Annotated in this window: 18 protein-coding genes; all 18 read right to left on the reverse strand. The window is 66.3% G+C overall.

What is annotated here, in order from left to right; all coding sequences use genetic code 11:
- Window positions 1-10: 10 nt before the first annotated feature.
- The 18 genes from fliL to fliD all read right to left on the reverse strand — a co-directional run bounded on the left by fliL (window position 11) and on the right by fliD (window position 14,582).
- A complete protein-coding gene (gene fliL, locus LGT36_RS11590) occupies window positions 11-541 on the reverse strand; it encodes a flagellar basal body-associated protein FliL (protein WP_226096016.1) in 531 nt (176 codons plus the stop codon).
- Window positions 538-1,470: a flagellar motor protein MotB gene (locus LGT36_RS11595; protein WP_226096015.1), complete on the reverse strand. Its 933-nt coding sequence runs from the start codon at window positions 1,468-1,470 to the stop codon at window positions 538-540. The genes fliL and LGT36_RS11595 overlap by 4 nt, the downstream gene beginning before the upstream one ends.
- Window positions 1,467-2,237, reverse strand: coding sequence for a motility protein A (locus LGT36_RS11600; RefSeq protein WP_226096014.1), 771 nt, complete (start codon window positions 2,235-2,237; stop codon window positions 1,467-1,469). Before LGT36_RS11600 ends, LGT36_RS11595 begins: the two co-directional genes overlap by 4 nt.
- Complete coding sequence (locus tag LGT36_RS11605) at window positions 2,237-2,518, reverse strand: flagellar FlbD family protein (protein ID WP_226096013.1); 282 nt, start codon at window positions 2,516-2,518, stop codon at window positions 2,237-2,239. The genes LGT36_RS11600 and LGT36_RS11605 overlap by 1 nt, the downstream gene beginning before the upstream one ends.
- A gap of 519 nt (window positions 2,519-3,037) precedes the next feature.
- Window positions 3,038-4,249 carry a flagellar hook protein FlgE gene (locus LGT36_RS11610; protein WP_226264381.1) on the reverse strand — a complete coding sequence of 404 codons (1,212 nt, stop codon included), beginning with the start codon at window positions 4,247-4,249 and terminating at the stop codon, window positions 3,038-3,040.
- Window positions 4,250-4,277: 28 nt separating this feature from the next.
- A complete protein-coding gene (locus LGT36_RS11615; protein WP_226094618.1) occupies window positions 4,278-4,694 on the reverse strand; it encodes a flagellar hook assembly protein FlgD in 417 nt (138 codons plus the stop codon).
- Between the two features lie 8 nt (window positions 4,695-4,702).
- Window positions 4,703-6,148 (reverse strand): flagellar hook-length control protein FliK, encoded by a 1,446-nt coding sequence (locus LGT36_RS11620; RefSeq protein WP_248642080.1) that lies wholly within the window; start codon window positions 6,146-6,148, stop codon window positions 4,703-4,705.
- Complete coding sequence (locus tag LGT36_RS11625) at window positions 6,145-6,615, reverse strand: flagellar export protein FliJ (protein ID WP_226094630.1); 471 nt, start codon at window positions 6,613-6,615, stop codon at window positions 6,145-6,147. Before LGT36_RS11625 ends, LGT36_RS11620 begins: the two co-directional genes overlap by 4 nt.
- Window positions 6,612-7,985 (reverse strand): FliI/YscN family ATPase, encoded by a 1,374-nt coding sequence (locus LGT36_RS11630; protein WP_248642082.1) that lies wholly within the window; start codon window positions 7,983-7,985, stop codon window positions 6,612-6,614. The genes LGT36_RS11625 and LGT36_RS11630 overlap by 4 nt, the downstream gene beginning before the upstream one ends.
- Complete coding sequence (locus LGT36_RS11635; RefSeq protein WP_226095606.1) at window positions 7,982-8,602, reverse strand: FliH/SctL family protein; 621 nt, start codon at window positions 8,600-8,602, stop codon at window positions 7,982-7,984. The genes LGT36_RS11630 and LGT36_RS11635 overlap by 4 nt, the downstream gene beginning before the upstream one ends.
- On the reverse strand, window positions 8,592-9,599 hold the full coding sequence (fliG, locus tag LGT36_RS11640) for a flagellar motor switch protein FliG (protein ID WP_226095607.1): 1,008 nt from the start codon (window positions 9,597-9,599) through the stop codon (window positions 8,592-8,594). The genes LGT36_RS11635 and fliG overlap by 11 nt, the downstream gene beginning before the upstream one ends.
- A complete protein-coding gene (fliF, locus tag LGT36_RS11645) occupies window positions 9,596-11,212 on the reverse strand; it encodes a flagellar basal-body MS-ring/collar protein FliF (protein ID WP_226095608.1) in 1,617 nt (538 codons plus the stop codon). Before fliF ends, fliG begins: the two co-directional genes overlap by 4 nt.
- The gene (gene fliE, locus LGT36_RS11650) at window positions 11,212-11,523 is read right to left on the reverse strand and encodes a flagellar hook-basal body complex protein FliE (RefSeq protein ID WP_226095609.1); all 312 of its coding nucleotides are present in this window, start codon (window positions 11,521-11,523) and stop codon (window positions 11,212-11,214) included. The genes fliF and fliE overlap by 1 nt, the downstream gene beginning before the upstream one ends.
- Window positions 11,523-11,930 carry a flagellar basal body rod protein FlgC gene (gene flgC, locus LGT36_RS11655; protein WP_226095610.1) on the reverse strand — a complete coding sequence of 136 codons (408 nt, stop codon included), beginning with the start codon at window positions 11,928-11,930 and terminating at the stop codon, window positions 11,523-11,525. The genes fliE and flgC overlap by 1 nt, the downstream gene beginning before the upstream one ends.
- On the reverse strand, window positions 11,930-12,271 hold the full coding sequence (locus LGT36_RS11660; protein ID WP_226095611.1) for a flagellar basal body protein: 342 nt from the start codon (window positions 12,269-12,271) through the stop codon (window positions 11,930-11,932). Before LGT36_RS11660 ends, flgC begins: the two co-directional genes overlap by 1 nt.
- Before the next feature lie 160 nt (window positions 12,272-12,431).
- Entirely contained in the window at window positions 12,432-12,764 is a 333-nt protein-coding gene (locus LGT36_RS11665) for a hypothetical protein (RefSeq protein WP_226095612.1), read from the reverse strand.
- Entirely contained in the window at window positions 12,761-13,177 is a 417-nt protein-coding gene (fliS, locus tag LGT36_RS11670; RefSeq protein WP_226095613.1) for a flagellar export chaperone FliS, read from the reverse strand. The genes LGT36_RS11665 and fliS overlap by 4 nt, the downstream gene beginning before the upstream one ends.
- Before the next feature lie 16 nt (window positions 13,178-13,193).
- A complete protein-coding gene (gene fliD, locus LGT36_RS11675) occupies window positions 13,194-14,582 on the reverse strand; it encodes a flagellar filament capping protein FliD (protein ID WP_226095614.1) in 1,389 nt (462 codons plus the stop codon).
- Window positions 14,583-14,631 lie beyond the last annotated feature (49 nt).

Consider the following 14,631-nt stretch of genomic DNA (forward strand, 5'->3'; position numbering starts at 1 on the left):
GGAAGGTCCCCTACTGCGTCACAAAGTCGGTGTAATACACCGCCACCACTTCTTCGTGATACAACTCGAAGAGCTTCTCCTCGAGTTCGTGTTTGAGCTGCTCCCTGTAGTCGAGGTCAGACAATTCCTCCTGAGTGCGTCCCGAATACAGCGCGATCGCCGCGTCAAGCGCGATCGAGGCGTCGATCGGTCCGTGCGAGCCGCCAGCGTCGGCGATGAGTTGCAGCGCGAAGCCCAAACGCAAGTAGTGCCCGCCTGCCAGGTTGATGCTGATCGCCTCGACGGGCAACACCTCGCCCAGTTCGTACTCGGGCTCGGCGTTGACCTCTGCCGCTTCGTCGGCCGGGGCTGCCGCGCCCGGTCCTGCGAGGAACCAGTACGCGGCGCCAAGCGCCACGACAAGGACCGCCGCGATGATCACGCTGAGCTTCTTCTTGCCCTTGGCCGGCTTGGTCGGCTCCTCCGGTGCACCGGCTGGCGGCCCCGTGGGGCGCGCGCCGATCTTCTGTTGGGGGGACACGATGCGAGCATCCGTGCTCATGATGATCCGCCTTCCTGGCTCATCGCCTGCGCTTGTGCTTGAGCCGCCTCGATCTCGGCATGCAGTTGGTCGGCCGTCAGCGAGCCTTCAGCCAACGATTGCGCGATTTGGGGCAGGAGCGCACGCACGGTTTCCGACGCTGACGACTGAATGACGACGTCGACGCGGCGGTTCTCCGATAGGGCCGCGTCGGTGGTTCCTTGGACGGCTGGCCTGGCATCGCCATAGCCGACGGCGGAGATCATGTTTCCTGGCACGCCGCCGGACTCGACAAATCGCCTCAGCACCTGAGTGGCCCTCGCGCTGGAAAGCTCCCAGTTGGTGGGGTAATTGCTCGATGGCAACACATTCGCGTGGCCCTCGATCGAGACTTGCCTGCTCTGGTTACGCACTGGCGCCGACATCGTGTCGACAACCCGCTGGGCCGTCGTCGTGAGTTGAGCGTCGTCGGCGGCAAAGAACACGGCAGAGCCGACCATGCCGACGATGAGGCCGCGCGAGTCGATCTTGTACTGCACAGCGGCCTCCAATCCGCTATTGCGCAGTGACTCCTCGATTTGCGCTTGGATGTCGCTCAGTTGCTCGTACTCTCGCGCCGCTGCAAGGAAGTCGATCGTCTCTTGAGAGAGCTCTAGGTTCGTGTCGGTGAGTTGCGGGTTCGCTTCGCCGTCAACACCGGTGAAGTCGGGGGCGATCTGGAAAGACTCGACCCCATTGAGGGGACCGGAAGAACCCACGAGCATCGACGTCACGTCCTGACCAAAGCCGACGGCGAGCGACACCCGGAGTTCCTCGAACTTCTCTTTGTCCACCACGGAGATGGCATAAAGGACGATGAACAGCGCCAGCAGCACCGTCATCATGTCGGCGTAGGAGACTGCCCACCGCTCGTGGTTCTCGTGCTCCTCTTCCTGGTGCTTTCTGGTCATGCCGCCTCCTTGGCCTGCTTCGGCTGGTCGGGAACCAGCGCGCGCAGGCGTTCACCCACCACGCGCGGATTGGACCCGGCCTGAATCGATAGCAGGCCCTCCATGGCGAGTTCCATGTGGGAGCATTCGATCTCGGTGATGCGCTTGATGCGCGCCGCGATGGGCAGCCAGATGAGGTTGGCGGACAACAGGCCCCACAGGGTGGCCACGAACGCGGACGCGATCATCTCTCCGATGGTGGAGGGTTCCTCGAGGTTTCCGAGCACTTCCACGAGCGAGACCACGGTGCCGATGATGCCGATGGTGGGCGCAAAGCCGCCCATGTCGGTGAAGAGTTTGGCGATCACCTTGTCCTTCGCGCGGCGCGCGTCGATCTTGGTCTCCATCATGGCGCGCAGGTCCTCTGGATCCACGCCGTCGATGGCGGACTGCAACCCGTCCTTCAGGAAGTCGTCGTCTATGGTGCGGGTGGCGTCCTCAAGTGCGAGCAGGCCTTCGCGACGGGCCTTATCTGCCAACGACACGATGGTGTCGACCGTCGCGTTCATGTCCTTCTTCTTGTACAGCAAGAACTTGGGTAGCCCGGAGAAGCCCCTCGTGAAGTCCGCCAGAGTGGTGGTGGCCAGGCCCGCACCGAGGGTGCCGCCAATGACGAGCATCATGGGCGCGGGCAAGATCACCGACATGGGGGTCGAGCCTTCGAGGAAGATGGCCAAGACGATGGCGCCAAATGCCGCGCCGATCCCGATGATCGTTGCAAAGTCCATCAGTCAGCCTCCGGCGCCACCGCAAGCCGAGGTTGGTGACGCAGACCGGTGACAGACGCGATTGCGGTGCCCTGGTCGACATTTGCCACGTCGATGGCCTTGGCCACCACGGCGGCCCGGTGATCTACCACCAGGCTCGCGATGTCTTCGATGTCCTCTTTGACGAGGTACTTGGTGCCGTCGACAAGAGTGACGATGGTGTCGGGCGTGGTTTCGACTCTCTCGATGAGGTCAGGGTTGACCGCAAAACGCTGGCCCGTGAGGCGCGTCAAGATAATCACGGTCGATCACCATCCCTGGTCTGAGTTCCGGGGCCCTTCCCTGGGCCCTCCGTCCCCTACTACATCGGCGGGCAAGCGGAGGGTGTGAGCGAACGCTCCCATCGACTGCCGTGATGCAGATCACTCGCGGCCCCCCAACCTGGGGATGCGTGACCGGAGGGCGCGTCGGAGGGCGCGTCGCGCCACCACCACATATCCACGCGCACCCAGGCGCGTGAACGGGGCCGCCGCGGCGACGGGCCGGATAGTGGTGCTCGCGCGACGCGGGCCGCAGTGACGGGCCGGATAGTGGTGCTCCCGCGACGCGAGGCGCAGTGGCGGGCGGGACGGGCGTGCGACGGCCAGCGGGGGGCCGGAGAAGACACGAACGGCCGGACTCGTGTGGAGTCCGGCCGTTCGATGGTGCAAGCCACAGCGGGGCGCCCGATGCCGTCCGAACGCGGGGCCCGACGCGCCCAACGGCCTTGTGGACCGTTGCCCGGGGCGCGCCCGCGTCAGGACGGCAAGCCGCCGCTATGCCTAGCGCTTGAGGTTGACGAGTTCCTGGAGGACCTCGTCGGAGGTGGTGATCACGCGCGAGTTCGCCTGGAATCCGCGTTGAGCCACGATCAGGTTGGTGAACTCGGCAGAGAGGTCAACGTTGGACATCTCAAGCGAGCCGCCAGAGAGCATGCCGCGCCCGCCAGATCCCGCAGCGCCCACTTGCGCGTCGCCGGAGTTGACGGTGGGCCTGTATAACGACGAGCCCGACTTCTCGAGGCCCGACGGGTTGCCGAAGTTGCCGAGCGCAACGCGGCCGATGGCCTGCTTGAGTCCGTTCGAGAACGATCCGAGCAACGTGCCGTCCGAGTTGATCGCGAAGGACTGCAGTCCACCCGCAGCGCGCCCATCCTGGCTCGCCGCTGCGATGGTTTCCAGACCGGAGAAGCCGGTGAGGGTTGCCATGTCGATCGTGATGGCCTGGGTGCCGACGGCGGCGTCCGCAGGGAGTGGATTGAAGGTCAGCGTGTTGAGCGTGCCGTCGGTGTTGAACGTGACGGTGCCGGTCTGGGTTGACGTGGTTCCCGCCACGGCACCGGCGATGGTCCACTCGCCGGGGTTGGCGGTACGCGTGAATGCCATGTTGAGCGTGTGCGGCGCACCCGAGCCGTCGAACACGTCTACTTGGCGATTCAGCGTGGTGCCCACAGCGGCGTCGTAGGGCAGGTTGCCCTCGAAGACGCTCCCCTGCGTGGCCTCGGCACCCATCAGCGTCGACACCGGCAACCGCAGCGTGGTCAGCGGCGAGTTGAGGTTGATGTTGCCGGCCCCGTCCGCTGCCCACCCTTGAACGAGCCCTCCGTCTGGAGTGACCAACTGACCAAGCGCGTCGAAGGAGAAGGCGCCCGCACGTGAGTACAGCTGCTCCCCGCCCTTGTTGACCACAAAGAAGCCGTCACCGGAGATCATCATGTCCGTCTGGCGGTTGGTGAGCTGCGATGCGCCTTGCTGGAAGTTGGTGGTGACGCCCGCGACCTTGACGCCGAGGCCGACCTGGGCGGGGTTGGTACCGCCGACGCCTGGCTGTGCGGCACCGGCGTTGTTGATCACTTGGGACAGGGTGTCCTGGAACTGAACCTGCGAAGACTTGAAGCCCGCCGTGTTGACGTTGGCGATGTTGTTGCCCGTGACGTCAAGCATCGTCTGGTGGGCGCGCAGTCCGGAGATTCCGGAGAACAGAGAACGGAGCATGATGGATTTCCTTTGCTAATCCGGACGGTCAGGCGCCGGCTGGGTTGATGGACAGGATGCGTTCGAGGCTCACGGTGGCGTCTCCCACCGTGAGGGAAGGCACCGCGTCCGCAAACGAGGCGCCGGTCGCGGAACCAGTGATGACGGTTCCGTCGGCGTCGGTAAAGCTCACTTCGCGACCAACCATGCCCATCGCAGCCATGCGCATGGTCAGCGCAAACTGCTCTTGAGACGTGTTGGTGATGCCCGTGAGTTGTTCGAGGGATGCCAGCTGCGTCTGCTGCGACATCATTTCGTTCGTGTCCATGGGGGAACTGGGGTCTTGATTGCGCAGTTGCGCGACCAACAGCGCCATGAACACTTCAGAATCAAGGGTCTGCTTTGGCGGCGTAGTGGGTGCGGTGCCGGTGTTAATGCCGGCGGCCGAGACGGGTGCGACACTCATGGTGACTCCTAGAGATCCAGGTCAAGGCCGCCACGACTGGCAGCGCGATGGGGGTTGATGGTCATGGGCGTTGATGCTGCGGCGGGAGTGGTTCCTGTTCCTCGCGCAGATTGCCCGCCTTGCTGCTGGCCGAAGCCCTCACGGTCAGATCTCATCGACTGGTCTTTCGCGTCTCCCGAGGAGCCACTGCCGACGTCGAGTCGAGGGTCGAGGCCCACGCCCACGAGGTCGCGGCGCAAGTCCGGCAATGCGGCCCTGAGAGCGGCCCGAGCCTGCTCCGACGCCCCGAAGAGCTCAAGGTGAACGCCGTCAGCGCCGATGTGCGCCACCACCTTCACGGGGCCGAAACCCTCAGGATTCACCGTGAGCGTCAGCACGTGCTCACCCTGCGGTAGTGCCCGCAAGGATGTGAGTTGGCCGGACAGTTGGGAGGCCAGTTGGGGAGGCACGACGGGGGCGGTTGGCGCAACGGCTGGCGCGGTCGCCGACGCTTGAGCGGGCGTTGCTGGGGCCGTGGCGGCGACGACGTTGGCGCCGTCGACGTTCACAGCGGGCTTGGCGACGGGGTCAGCGGCAGCGACCGGCTTGAGTTCTGCCGGCACCGCCACGGCACCCGCGTTAGCTCCAGCGCTCGCTGGCGCGGAGGCCACGGCAGTCGCGGTAGGGGTTGGCGTGCTGGCGGCGCGTCCTGGTTCGCTCGCTGGCCCGCCGACGCTCTGTTCGGTGGCGATGCCAAGGGGCAATTCCGACGCGGCCTGCGCCGCCGACGCCGAATCGGTTGTCGCCGAAGCGGCGTTCGTCGATGCGGCGTTCGTCGATGCGGCCGTCGCCATCGGCGCCGCAGTAGGCACAGCCGGCGTCTCCTTCAAGGTGGCGCCCGTTGTCGACACGATCACGACGGACGACGCGGCGGCCGGTTCCTGGGGAGTCGTGCCAGGCACGGCAGCCGCCTCGTCCACCGACTCGCCGCCCGGCGCGCCTTCAACCAAGTCCGGAATGTCTGCCCCAGCGTCGGCCGTTGCTGCTGTCGCGGCTTCTGCCAACTGCTCCAACGTCGCACCGGCCGTCGCCGCAGCGTCGGCCGTCACTGCGCTGTCATCAACCGGCGGCAAGCCAGCCGTTGCCGCCGCAGCCTGGGACTCGGTGCCCGAATCCCGAGTCCCAGGTGCGGACGCTTGTGGAGAGGCGACGCCGTCGTGGTGCGGCGCCGCGGAAGACTTACCTTGGCTGCGTTGCGCCTTGGCGTGGTGAGCGTGTGCAGCGTCGTCGCGAGCGTCGGCACGGCGCTCCTGCGCGCGGCGAGTCTTCGCAGACTGGTCGCGATCCGTTGCCTGAGCGCGCGCCGCGGCGGCGAACTCGTCGGCGAAACGATCTCCGCCCTGGCGGGAGGCTGGCTTCGCCGGAGCCGACGGTGCGGGCGCTGGCGCGAGCGATGCGGTGGCGACTGCGGTCACTGGGTCACCTCCGCGGCCCTACGCAGGGACGACTCGTCGAGCACGATTTGCTCCTCGCGGAGATCAGCGGCCTCGACCTCCCTGAGGTGCTTCACCTTGAGCTTGCTGATCATCGCGGCACGCATGCGCGCCTCGCTCCACTCGCCGGTGGCGGCATCGGCAGCCTCTGACGCGATGTAGACCGCGTGGTTGTACTCGCCCAGCAGCGCGGTGGCCGATGCCCGTGCCGCGACGATGGCGCGCCACGTGGGCGTGCTGACCGCCACCTCGTGTGCGCGTCGCTCCTCGTACATGTCGGCAGGGGCGTCAGCGGGAAAGCTCTGGTTCGCGAGGCTTTGCTCAGCGACCGCCCGCGCCACTTGCGCATCGAGTCGCGCCTTGTTGGCTCTGGCCAGATCGGCCGCGGCCCGCTCCTCTTGGAGTTCGCGCACTCTCATGAGTCCGCTGAGGGCAAAGTTCCTGTTCACTGTTCCGCTCCCATCTGCGCCACCAATGCACGCAATTGCGTCCATGAGTCGGTGGGTTCCGCCACAAGGTCGAGGCTCTGTCTCAAGAAAGAATCGATGTGCTGCGAGTGCGCCACGGCAGCGTCCACGAGCGGGTTCGAGCCGGCGGCGTAAGCGCCGACGTCGAGCAAATCCTGGGCGCGGCGCCTCGCAGCGAGAATCTGTCGCAACCTGAGCGCGAGCGACTGCTGCTCCGCGGTCGTGACCCTGTTGGCCACGCGGGAGACGGAGGCGAGCACATCGACGGAAGGGAAGTGACCGGCGACGGCGAGTTCGCGGGTGAGCACCACGTGGCCGTCAAGAATGGACCTGGCGGCGTCGGCGATGGGCTCGTTGTGGTCGTCGCCGTCCACCAGCACGGTGTAGATCCCGGTGACGGAACCTTGGGCGGCGGTGCCGGCCCGCTCGAGCAACTGGGCAAGCACGGAGAAGGTCGACGGCGGGTAGCCGCGCGTCGCGGGGGGCTCCCCCACGGACAGCCCGATTTCGCGCTGCGCCATTGCCACGCGGGTGAGCGAGTCCATCATGAGCACCGCGTGCCGGCCCTCGGCGCGCAGCTGCTCGGCGATGCGGGTGGCCACGAAGGCGGCGCGCAGACGCACCATAGGCGGCTCATCCGAGGTTGCCACAATCACGACGGAGCGCGCGAGGCCCTCTTCGCCAAGGTCGTCCTCGATGAACTCGCGCACCTCACGGCCGCGCTCGCCCACCAGTGCGATGACGGAGACTTCGGCGTCGGTGCCGCGGGCCACCATCGACAAGAGCGACGACTTGCCGACGCCGGAGCCGGCGAATAGGCCGATGCGCTGGCCACGGCCAACGGTCACGAGGGTGTCGAGCGCGCGTACGCCCAGACCCAGCGGGGTGTCCACCCTGGTGCGCTGCAACGCGGAAGGCGCGCTGCCCGTGATGGACTCGCGGCGCGCGTGTGGGCCGTTCATGACGGGACCCTTGCCGTCGATCGGCCGTCCCAGTCCATCGAGCACGCGTCCCAAGAGTTGCGGCCCGGTGGGCGTGGTGAGCGGGCTGCCAGTGGCCCTGGCCTGCATTCCGACGCGCAGGCCGTGCACGGAGCCCAAGGGCATGCAGCGCAAGGCGTGCGGGGTGATGGCGACCACCTCGGCGACCGTCGGCTCGTCGCGCTCCGACTCGATGGACACCAGGTCGCCCACCGCGCCGGAGATGCCTGTCACGTCGATCGACAGCCCCACAATCTGCGACACGGCGCCCACCCGCTCAGGTGCGGCGGCCGCGAGCGCGCGGCGCAGCACCGGATCGGCCTCAAGCGAGGCCGCGGTGGGATACCCGTCGAACAGGGTGGGGATGCTCATGCGCTGTCACCCAGCAAAACCTCGCGGGCGCGAGCGAGCGCGGTGGAGATCCTCGCGTCGAGCGCGCCGTTCTCGTGTTCGGTGATGGCGTCACCGGGCTCGAGCCGCGAGTCGGGCACCAGCGTGAGGCCTGCAGGCACGTCGGCCTGGCCTGACTCGATGAGCAGGTTCACGTGGAGCAGATCCTGAGGGTGCAGGCGCAGCACGGTGGGAGAGGCCTCGACGGGCAGGTCGAGCGCCCTGGTGAGGAGGGTGCGAGCCGATCCGGCCCCTGGCTCGACCTCGCGTTGGAGGACGGCACTTGCGAGGTCAAGCGCTGCCGCGTAGACCGAGCGCCGTGCGTCGTCAAGCACTGGAACGGCGCGGGAGTGCCACTGCTCGATGGCCTCACCGAGTGCGGCGACGGCCCGCGCAGTGGCGGCGTCACGCGCGGCCTCCCTGGCCGCGTGCTCTTGCGCCATACGTTCCCTATCGGCCTTGGCGGCGTCGGCCGCGGCGCGCGCTCCTGCGGCCCAGCCGGCCGCGAAGCCTGCGGCGCGCGTGGGGTTGTCCGTGTCGCTGCGGTGGGGCGTGATCGCGGCCGGCTTGAAGGTCGACACGCTCGGCTCAGTTGACATACTCGTCCTCGCCGTCCCTGCTGATCATGATCTCGCCAGCCTCTTCGAGCTTGCGGATCACCTGCACCACCTGAGAGCGGGCCTCTTCGACGAGCGACATGCGCACCTTGCCCAGCAGGTCGATCTCCTCTTCCAGCGTGGTCCTGGCGCGCTCGGACATGTTCTTGAGGATCTTCTCGCGCACAGCGTCGTCTGCGCCCTTGAGCGCCGTCGCGAGCGTGGAAGCCTCGACGCCCCTCAGCACCAACTGGATGGCGCGGTCCTCGAGCAGGGTGATGTCCGCAAATACAAACATCATGGAGCGGATGATGTCCGCGAGTTCAGGGTCGCTCTCGGTGAGGCCTTCGAGGATGAGCTTCTCCGTCGCCGCATCGGCACGGTTGATGATCTCGACGAGCGGCTGCACGCCGCCTACTGCCGACATTTCTTGAGTGGTCAGCACGGCGGTCGCCTTGCGCTTGAGCGACTCGGCGACCACGGCCACCACGTCGGGGGAAGCGCGCTCCATCAACGCGATGCGCCGTGCCACGATCGTCTGCACCTCAGGCGCAAAGCCGGTCATGATCGCCGAAGCGTGCTCTGGACGCAGGTGCGCGAGCACGAGCGCGATCGTTTGGGGGTGTTCGCCCACGAGCAGGGACACCACCTGACGGGCCTCCGCGTGCATCAGGAACTCGAAGGGCTGGCCCTGCATGGAGTTGGACAACCGCTCGAGCACCTCGCGCGCCTTGTCCTTGCCAAGCGTCTCCTCGAGCAGTCGCTGCGCAAAGTTGAGACCACCCTGGCTGAGGCCAGGTCCGCGGTTTGACCTCGCCTTGAACTCCTCAAGCACGTCCAGGATCGTGTCGTCATCAACGTTGCTGAGACGAGCAATCTCGGTGGTGAGCTGCTCGATCTCCGTCTCATTGAGCTGGCTCATGATGCGCGAGGCCGTCTCCCGTCCCATCTGGATCAGCAGGAGCGCGGCCTTCTGGGTGCCGGTCAGTAGCGCGGTCATTGCTGCCTACCCGAGACGAGCCAGCCGCGCAGCACCTCGGCCACTTCGGCCGGTTGGGCGGAGGCGAAAGCCATGATCTCGTCGCGCACGCTCGCGGCGACGGATCCCATGTCGGGCACGGGGGCCGCGCCCAATTGACCCGCGGCCTCCGACGCCTTGTCGAGCACCGCTTGGGCCCGCGCTTCGAGCGCTTCTTGAGTCCTGTTCTCGAGCGCCTCGACCGCTTCAAGGCTGAGCGTCGTGCGCTCGTTCTCGATCGCGCGGCGCGACATCCTCAGGATGAGCAGGAACACCAGGATGACCACGATCGCGAGCGACGCCCACTTCGCGATCGAGATGTACATGGACGTGGTCGCTGCTTCGCGCGCTTCGGCGCTGGCGGCCTCGAGGGCGACTTGCGCGGTCTCTGCCGTCGTCGTGTCAAAGGACATCTTGTTGACGGAGACCACGTCTCCTCGTTCGTCGTCGACGCCAGCGGCGGCCGCGACCATCGTCTCCAGGTCGCCCATGTCCAGGTCGGCTGCGGCCTCGTCTGAGACCACGACGGACACTGACTGACGCTTGACGTTGCCGGGAGCGGACTCGAGCGTCTCCGTCACCTTGTTGATGGCGTTGTTGTTGACGGCGGTTTCCTTGCGATACTCGCCGCCACCGTCGGCACCCGCGGGAACCGAGATGTTGTCGGGTCCGAGAATGCCGGCGTCTGTCGCAGCGCCCCCGGTGTACTCCTCGACCGAGGTCGACTCGTTCAGCGGCGGCAGTTCCTCGTCAGCTGAGAACGTCTCGGTGGTCCTGGCCGTCTTGTCGTAGTCGAGTTCTGCGCTCACAGACACCACGGCATTGCCGACGCCGACGACGCGGTCGAGCATCGCTTGGACGTTGGAGGCGACACGGGTTTCGTAGTCGCTCACTTGGCCCGCTTGCATCAGCGTGGACGCGTCGCCCCCGACCGTGGACAACACCACGCCCGTGGAGTCAATCACGGCGACGTCTTCAGCCTGCATGCCCTCGATCGAGGCCGACACCAGGTGCACGATGGCCTGAACGCTTGCGGTGCCAATGGAGGAGCCCGCGCGGGTCTCGACGAACACCGATGCGGTGGGAGCCGCCTTCTCGGAGACAAAGACGGTGTCTTGGGGGATCGCGAGCTTGACGGATGCGGCCTGCACACCCTCCATGGCGCCGATGGTCTTGGCGAGCTCTCCTTCGAGAGCGCGCTGGTAGGTCACTTGCTGCTGGAACTCGGAGCTGGTCATCGACACGTTGTCGAGCAGCGCATATCCGGCGTCGGAGTTCGCTGGCAGCCCTGCGCCAGCAACCGCCAAACGGGTGTCGTACAACTGAGCGTTCGGCACCATGACGGTGGTGCCTCCAGCTGCGAGTTGGTACTCGACCCCGCTCGCGTTCAGCTGGTCGACAATCGCGGCCGCATCCGTGGCAGACAGGTTGGTGTACAGCGGCGACATCGTCGGCTTGGTCGCCCACTGGCCGAGTGCGACGGCTCCGAGCAGAATGCCTGCCGCCAAGAGCACCGCGAAGACGCGCTGCGCGAGAGAGAGCTGCTGGATCGACTTGTTCATGCTGCCGAGCAGCGTGGTGAGCGGTGCGGGCATCAGGCTTGCATCCTCATGATCTCGTTGAAGGCCTCAATCGCGCGGTTGCGCACGGTCGCGGTGAGTTCCATGGCCACCGCCGATTCCGTCGCGGCGATCGTGTACTGGTGCACGTCGGCAAGGTCGCCTGTCACGGCCTTGACCGCAAGGGCCGCCGAGTTCGACTGCATGGCTTGGAGGCCGTCGACGCTCTGGGCGAACGACGCTCCGAAGGCTGCGTCGGTTCCCGACGGGCCACGGGTGGCGGCTGGCTGAGCGACGGGCGTGTACCCGGTGGCGCTGACGGCCGACGTCACTGCTGGCACAAACATCAGGACCTCCCGATCTGGAGTGCGGTGGTGTACATCTCGCGGGCCCGCTCGACGACGGAGGCGTTGGCTTGGTAGCCGCGCTGCGCCATGATCAGTTGGACCATCTGGCTTGACATGTCGATGTCGGGGTAGCGGACGTAGCCCTCTTCGTCGGCCAGGGGATGGCCGGGCTCGTAGACGAGTCGGCCGGCCGCGTCGCCGAAGGCGGCGCCAGCAACGTGCACGCCTCCAGAGTCGCCGCCCTGGGTGTCATTCGCTTGCGCCACGACGTAACGGGCCTGGAAGGCCGCCTCGTCGGTCGGGCGAACCGTGTTGAGGTTCGCGAGGTTGTCCGACACGGCGTCGAGCCAGTGGCGGTAGACATTCATTCCTGAACCGGCGATGCCGAGTGCCGCGAAGGTCCCCATCAGTTGGACCTCAAGGCCGTGCGGATTGCGGAGAACTTCCCATCCATGGCGCGGGTGGCCAGTTGGAAGCGCAAATTCGTGTCGATGTTGGACAGCACCTCGGTGTCGAGGTTGACGTTGTTGCCGTTCTCGCGAGTCGGCTCGAGCGAGGTGAGCACTTTGGCCTGCACCCGCCCTGAGCCGTCGCCTACGGCGCTGCTGAGCGCCTGCTCGAACTGGACGCGTCGGGCCTGGAAGCCAGGCGTCTGCACGTTGGCGACGTTGTCGGCGATGACCCGTTGGCGCAGCGACAGGGAGTCAAGCGCGCCCGACATGGCGTCGAAGCTGACGGAACCAAACACGGATCGCACCACCCTTCGTGACGACGTGGGGGCCGATCCGTGGCCAAACTATGGGAGCTATCCGTGCTCACGGCCCCCATCGGCCGTCGCTAGGGCCTGGTGAGGTGTGTCGGCGTGACGTTTGTCACGTTCTCTCACATGCGGTGGCGTGGCGCCTGAGTTACGCGGGCGTATCCAAGTACACGGGAGGCGCAGGGGTGCCGGCCTGCAGGTGGCTGAGGGCGCGGTCGTGCTTGCGTGAGTTGCGTGCGGCCGACGCGAGTTGCTGGGACACGCTCAATTGGCGTGCCAACAGCGTGCGCGCCCTCTCGACAAGGTGGGCAGGGAGAGGGCCAAGGTTGACGGGCGGTGTCCACGGGTCGCGGGCCACTTCCTCGAAGACGCGGTCGAGCGCAAGCATGCTCTCTGCCTCTGCCACGTCCATCTCAAGAGCCGCGAGCGCGGTCGACCAGGCATCCTGCCACTGGTCAGACGCTGGCGCTGAGAGGCTCATGCGACGCCCAGTTCCCCAAACGAGCGCTCCGGCTCCGCCTCTGCTACCTGGCGAGCGGCCTGCTGCCATGCCTCCTGGAGGGGCTCGACGAGGCCTCGGCACGCGGCAACCTTCGCAGCGTCGGCTTGGATGTTCGCCTCCACCAGTGAGGTGGACAGGAACGTGTAGACGGACATGAGTTGGCGCGCGCCTTCCCAGGCGTCGAGATCGAGGGTGGCGGCCAGTTCGGAGACGATGTCTTGGGCGTGGTTGAGTTGCTGGTTGGCCGCTTCCCTGTTTCCCTCTCCGAGTGCCGCTTCCGCGCGCAACAGGTCAAGGACGAGGCGGTCATACAGCATGATCAGCAGCGTGGCAGGCGACGCAGTCGCGACTGCGTCCTGCACGTACCGTTCGCGGAGATTCGCGTAGTTCATGGTGTCCCTGCCTTTCCTATGACTGCCAGTTCGCGGACAGGCTCTCGAGTTGGCCGCTTAGCCAGGAGGACTGCGCGTTCAGGCCCGAAAGCGCGACTTCGAGCGCGGTGTATTGAGCCTGGAGGGTCTCTTGACGCACAGCGAGCCTGTCGTCCCACGCGCTGATGCGGTCAGCGTAGTCCTTGGCGAGCGATTCCTGACCGGTGATCTTGAGGGTCAGCGCCCCTGTCTGAGCGTCCGACTGGTTCTCGGCAACGCCTTGCACCCGCTCTGCCAGCTTCTGTACAAAGAGCGCCGTTCCGTCGGGGTCGTCTGCGAGCGCCGCCGCGAAGACGTCCTCGTCGAACGTGAAAGTGCCGTCGCGTCCCACCACAATGCCGACGGTCGACGGCGACTTGCCGTCGACTGGGTAACTCGCCGCCTGCGTCAACTGGTTCTGGAGCGACCTGACCGCAGAGTCACCCGAGAGCAATCCTCCCGCCACAGCCGTGGTGCCATCTGATTTGGTCGTAGTGGTCGCCTTGGTGCGCGAAGCAATGTCGGAGAAGACCACACCGATCGCGTTCACCAAGTTCGAGGCGAGACTCTTCACGGCGGCGGCATCTGGCGCCACGTTGATCGTCACGGTCTCGCCTGCTTCGGTGGCCTTCGAGACGGTCACGTCGACGCCCGTCATGACGCCTGCAAAGGTGTTCGACGATTGCGTGTAGGTCTGCTCGTACGCCGAGCCCTTCCACAGCGTGATGGACGCATCGGCAGGCGTGGTGACGACGGAGGTGGCCAGCGGATCCGCGGTCGCCGCGATCACCGCGGCCTCGTCGCCCACAAAGAGTTCAAAGGCGCCGTCAGCTCCCGTCGTCTCAGACGTGAACTGCAGGCGATACGTGGGAGTCGCGCCGCCCGACACCTGCACGGTCGTGGCCTTGATCCCCATGTCGGAGTCGTTGATGGCCTTCGCGATGTCCCCGAGCGAGTTGGAGGCGGCCGTTACGGACACGTAGGTGTTCTGGGCCGTCTTAAGGGTGAGCGTCGGAGGGTTGTCAGTGGTGAGTCCTGCGCCGGTGGTGACCGCGTCGGTCAGCGATACCTGCTTGGTAGCGACCGCGTCGACGGAGAAGGTGAGGGTTCCCGCCGTGGCGGAGGTCGTCGTGCTCGCCTTGGCGGCCGACGACGACGAGGTGGCCTTATAAGAGGTCCAGTTGTCGGCGGATGCTGCTTTGGCAGCGACTTCGCCGAGGGACTTAGTCTTGACGTTGATGGCCTGGAGAGCCGCGGCGATGCTCTGGGTAGTGGACTGCTTGGCCTTGAGAAGCGTCTGCGGTGCAGCCTCGAGCTTCATGAGCTGCGAGATGATGCTGGTCGTGTCGAGGCCTGACGAGAGTCCGTCGATACCGAATGTCGACATCGTCGTCCTCCCTTCGTCAGATGTCTCACGCTGAATGCGAAAGGCCACC

The sequence above is a fragment of the Demequina sp. TMPB413 genome, assembly GCF_020447105.2.
GTDB lineage: Bacteria > Actinomycetota > Actinomycetes > Actinomycetales > Demequinaceae > Demequina.

Bases quoted from the DNA above. Each gene is read 5' to 3' on its own strand.
- fliL (WP_226096016.1), bottom strand. From the start codon at position 541: ATGAGCACGGATGCTCGCATCGTGTCCCCCCAACAGAAGATCGGCGCG.
- LGT36_RS11595 (WP_226096015.1), bottom strand. From the start codon at position 1,470: ATGACCAGAAAGCACCAGGAAGAGGAGCACGAGAACCACGAGCGGTGG.
- LGT36_RS11600 (WP_226096014.1), bottom strand. From the start codon at position 2,237: ATGGACTTTGCAACGATCATCGGGATCGGCGCGGCATTTGGCGCCATC.
- LGT36_RS11610 (WP_226264381.1), bottom strand. From the start codon at position 4,249: ATGCTCCGTTCTCTGTTCTCCGGAATCTCCGGACTGCGCGCCCACCAG.
- LGT36_RS11615 (WP_226094618.1), bottom strand. From the start codon at position 4,694: ATGAGTGTCGCACCCGTCTCGGCCGCCGGCATTAACACCGGCACCGCA.
- LGT36_RS11630 (WP_248642082.1), bottom strand. From the start codon at position 7,985: ATGAGCATCCCCACCCTGTTCGACGGGTATCCCACCGCGGCCTCGCTT.
- LGT36_RS11635 (WP_226095606.1), bottom strand. From the start codon at position 8,602: ATGTCAACTGAGCCGAGCGTGTCGACCTTCAAGCCGGCCGCGATCACG.
- fliG (WP_226095607.1), bottom strand. From the start codon at position 9,599: ATGACCGCGCTACTGACCGGCACCCAGAAGGCCGCGCTCCTGCTGATC.
- fliF (WP_226095608.1), bottom strand. From the start codon at position 11,212: ATGCCCGCACCGCTCACCACGCTGCTCGGCAGCATGAACAAGTCGATC.
- fliE (WP_226095609.1), bottom strand. From the start codon at position 11,523: ATGTTTGTGCCAGCAGTGACGTCGGCCGTCAGCGCCACCGGGTACACG.
- flgC (WP_226095610.1), bottom strand. From the start codon at position 11,930: ATGGGGACCTTCGCGGCACTCGGCATCGCCGGTTCAGGAATGAATGTC.
- LGT36_RS11665 (WP_226095612.1), bottom strand. From the start codon at position 12,764: ATGAGCCTCTCAGCGCCAGCGTCTGACCAGTGGCAGGATGCCTGGTCG.
- fliS (WP_226095613.1), bottom strand. From the start codon at position 13,177: ATGAACTACGCGAATCTCCGCGAACGGTACGTGCAGGACGCAGTCGCG.
- fliD (WP_226095614.1), bottom strand. From the start codon at position 14,582: ATGTCGACATTCGGTATCGACGGACTCTCGTCAGGCCTCGACACGACC.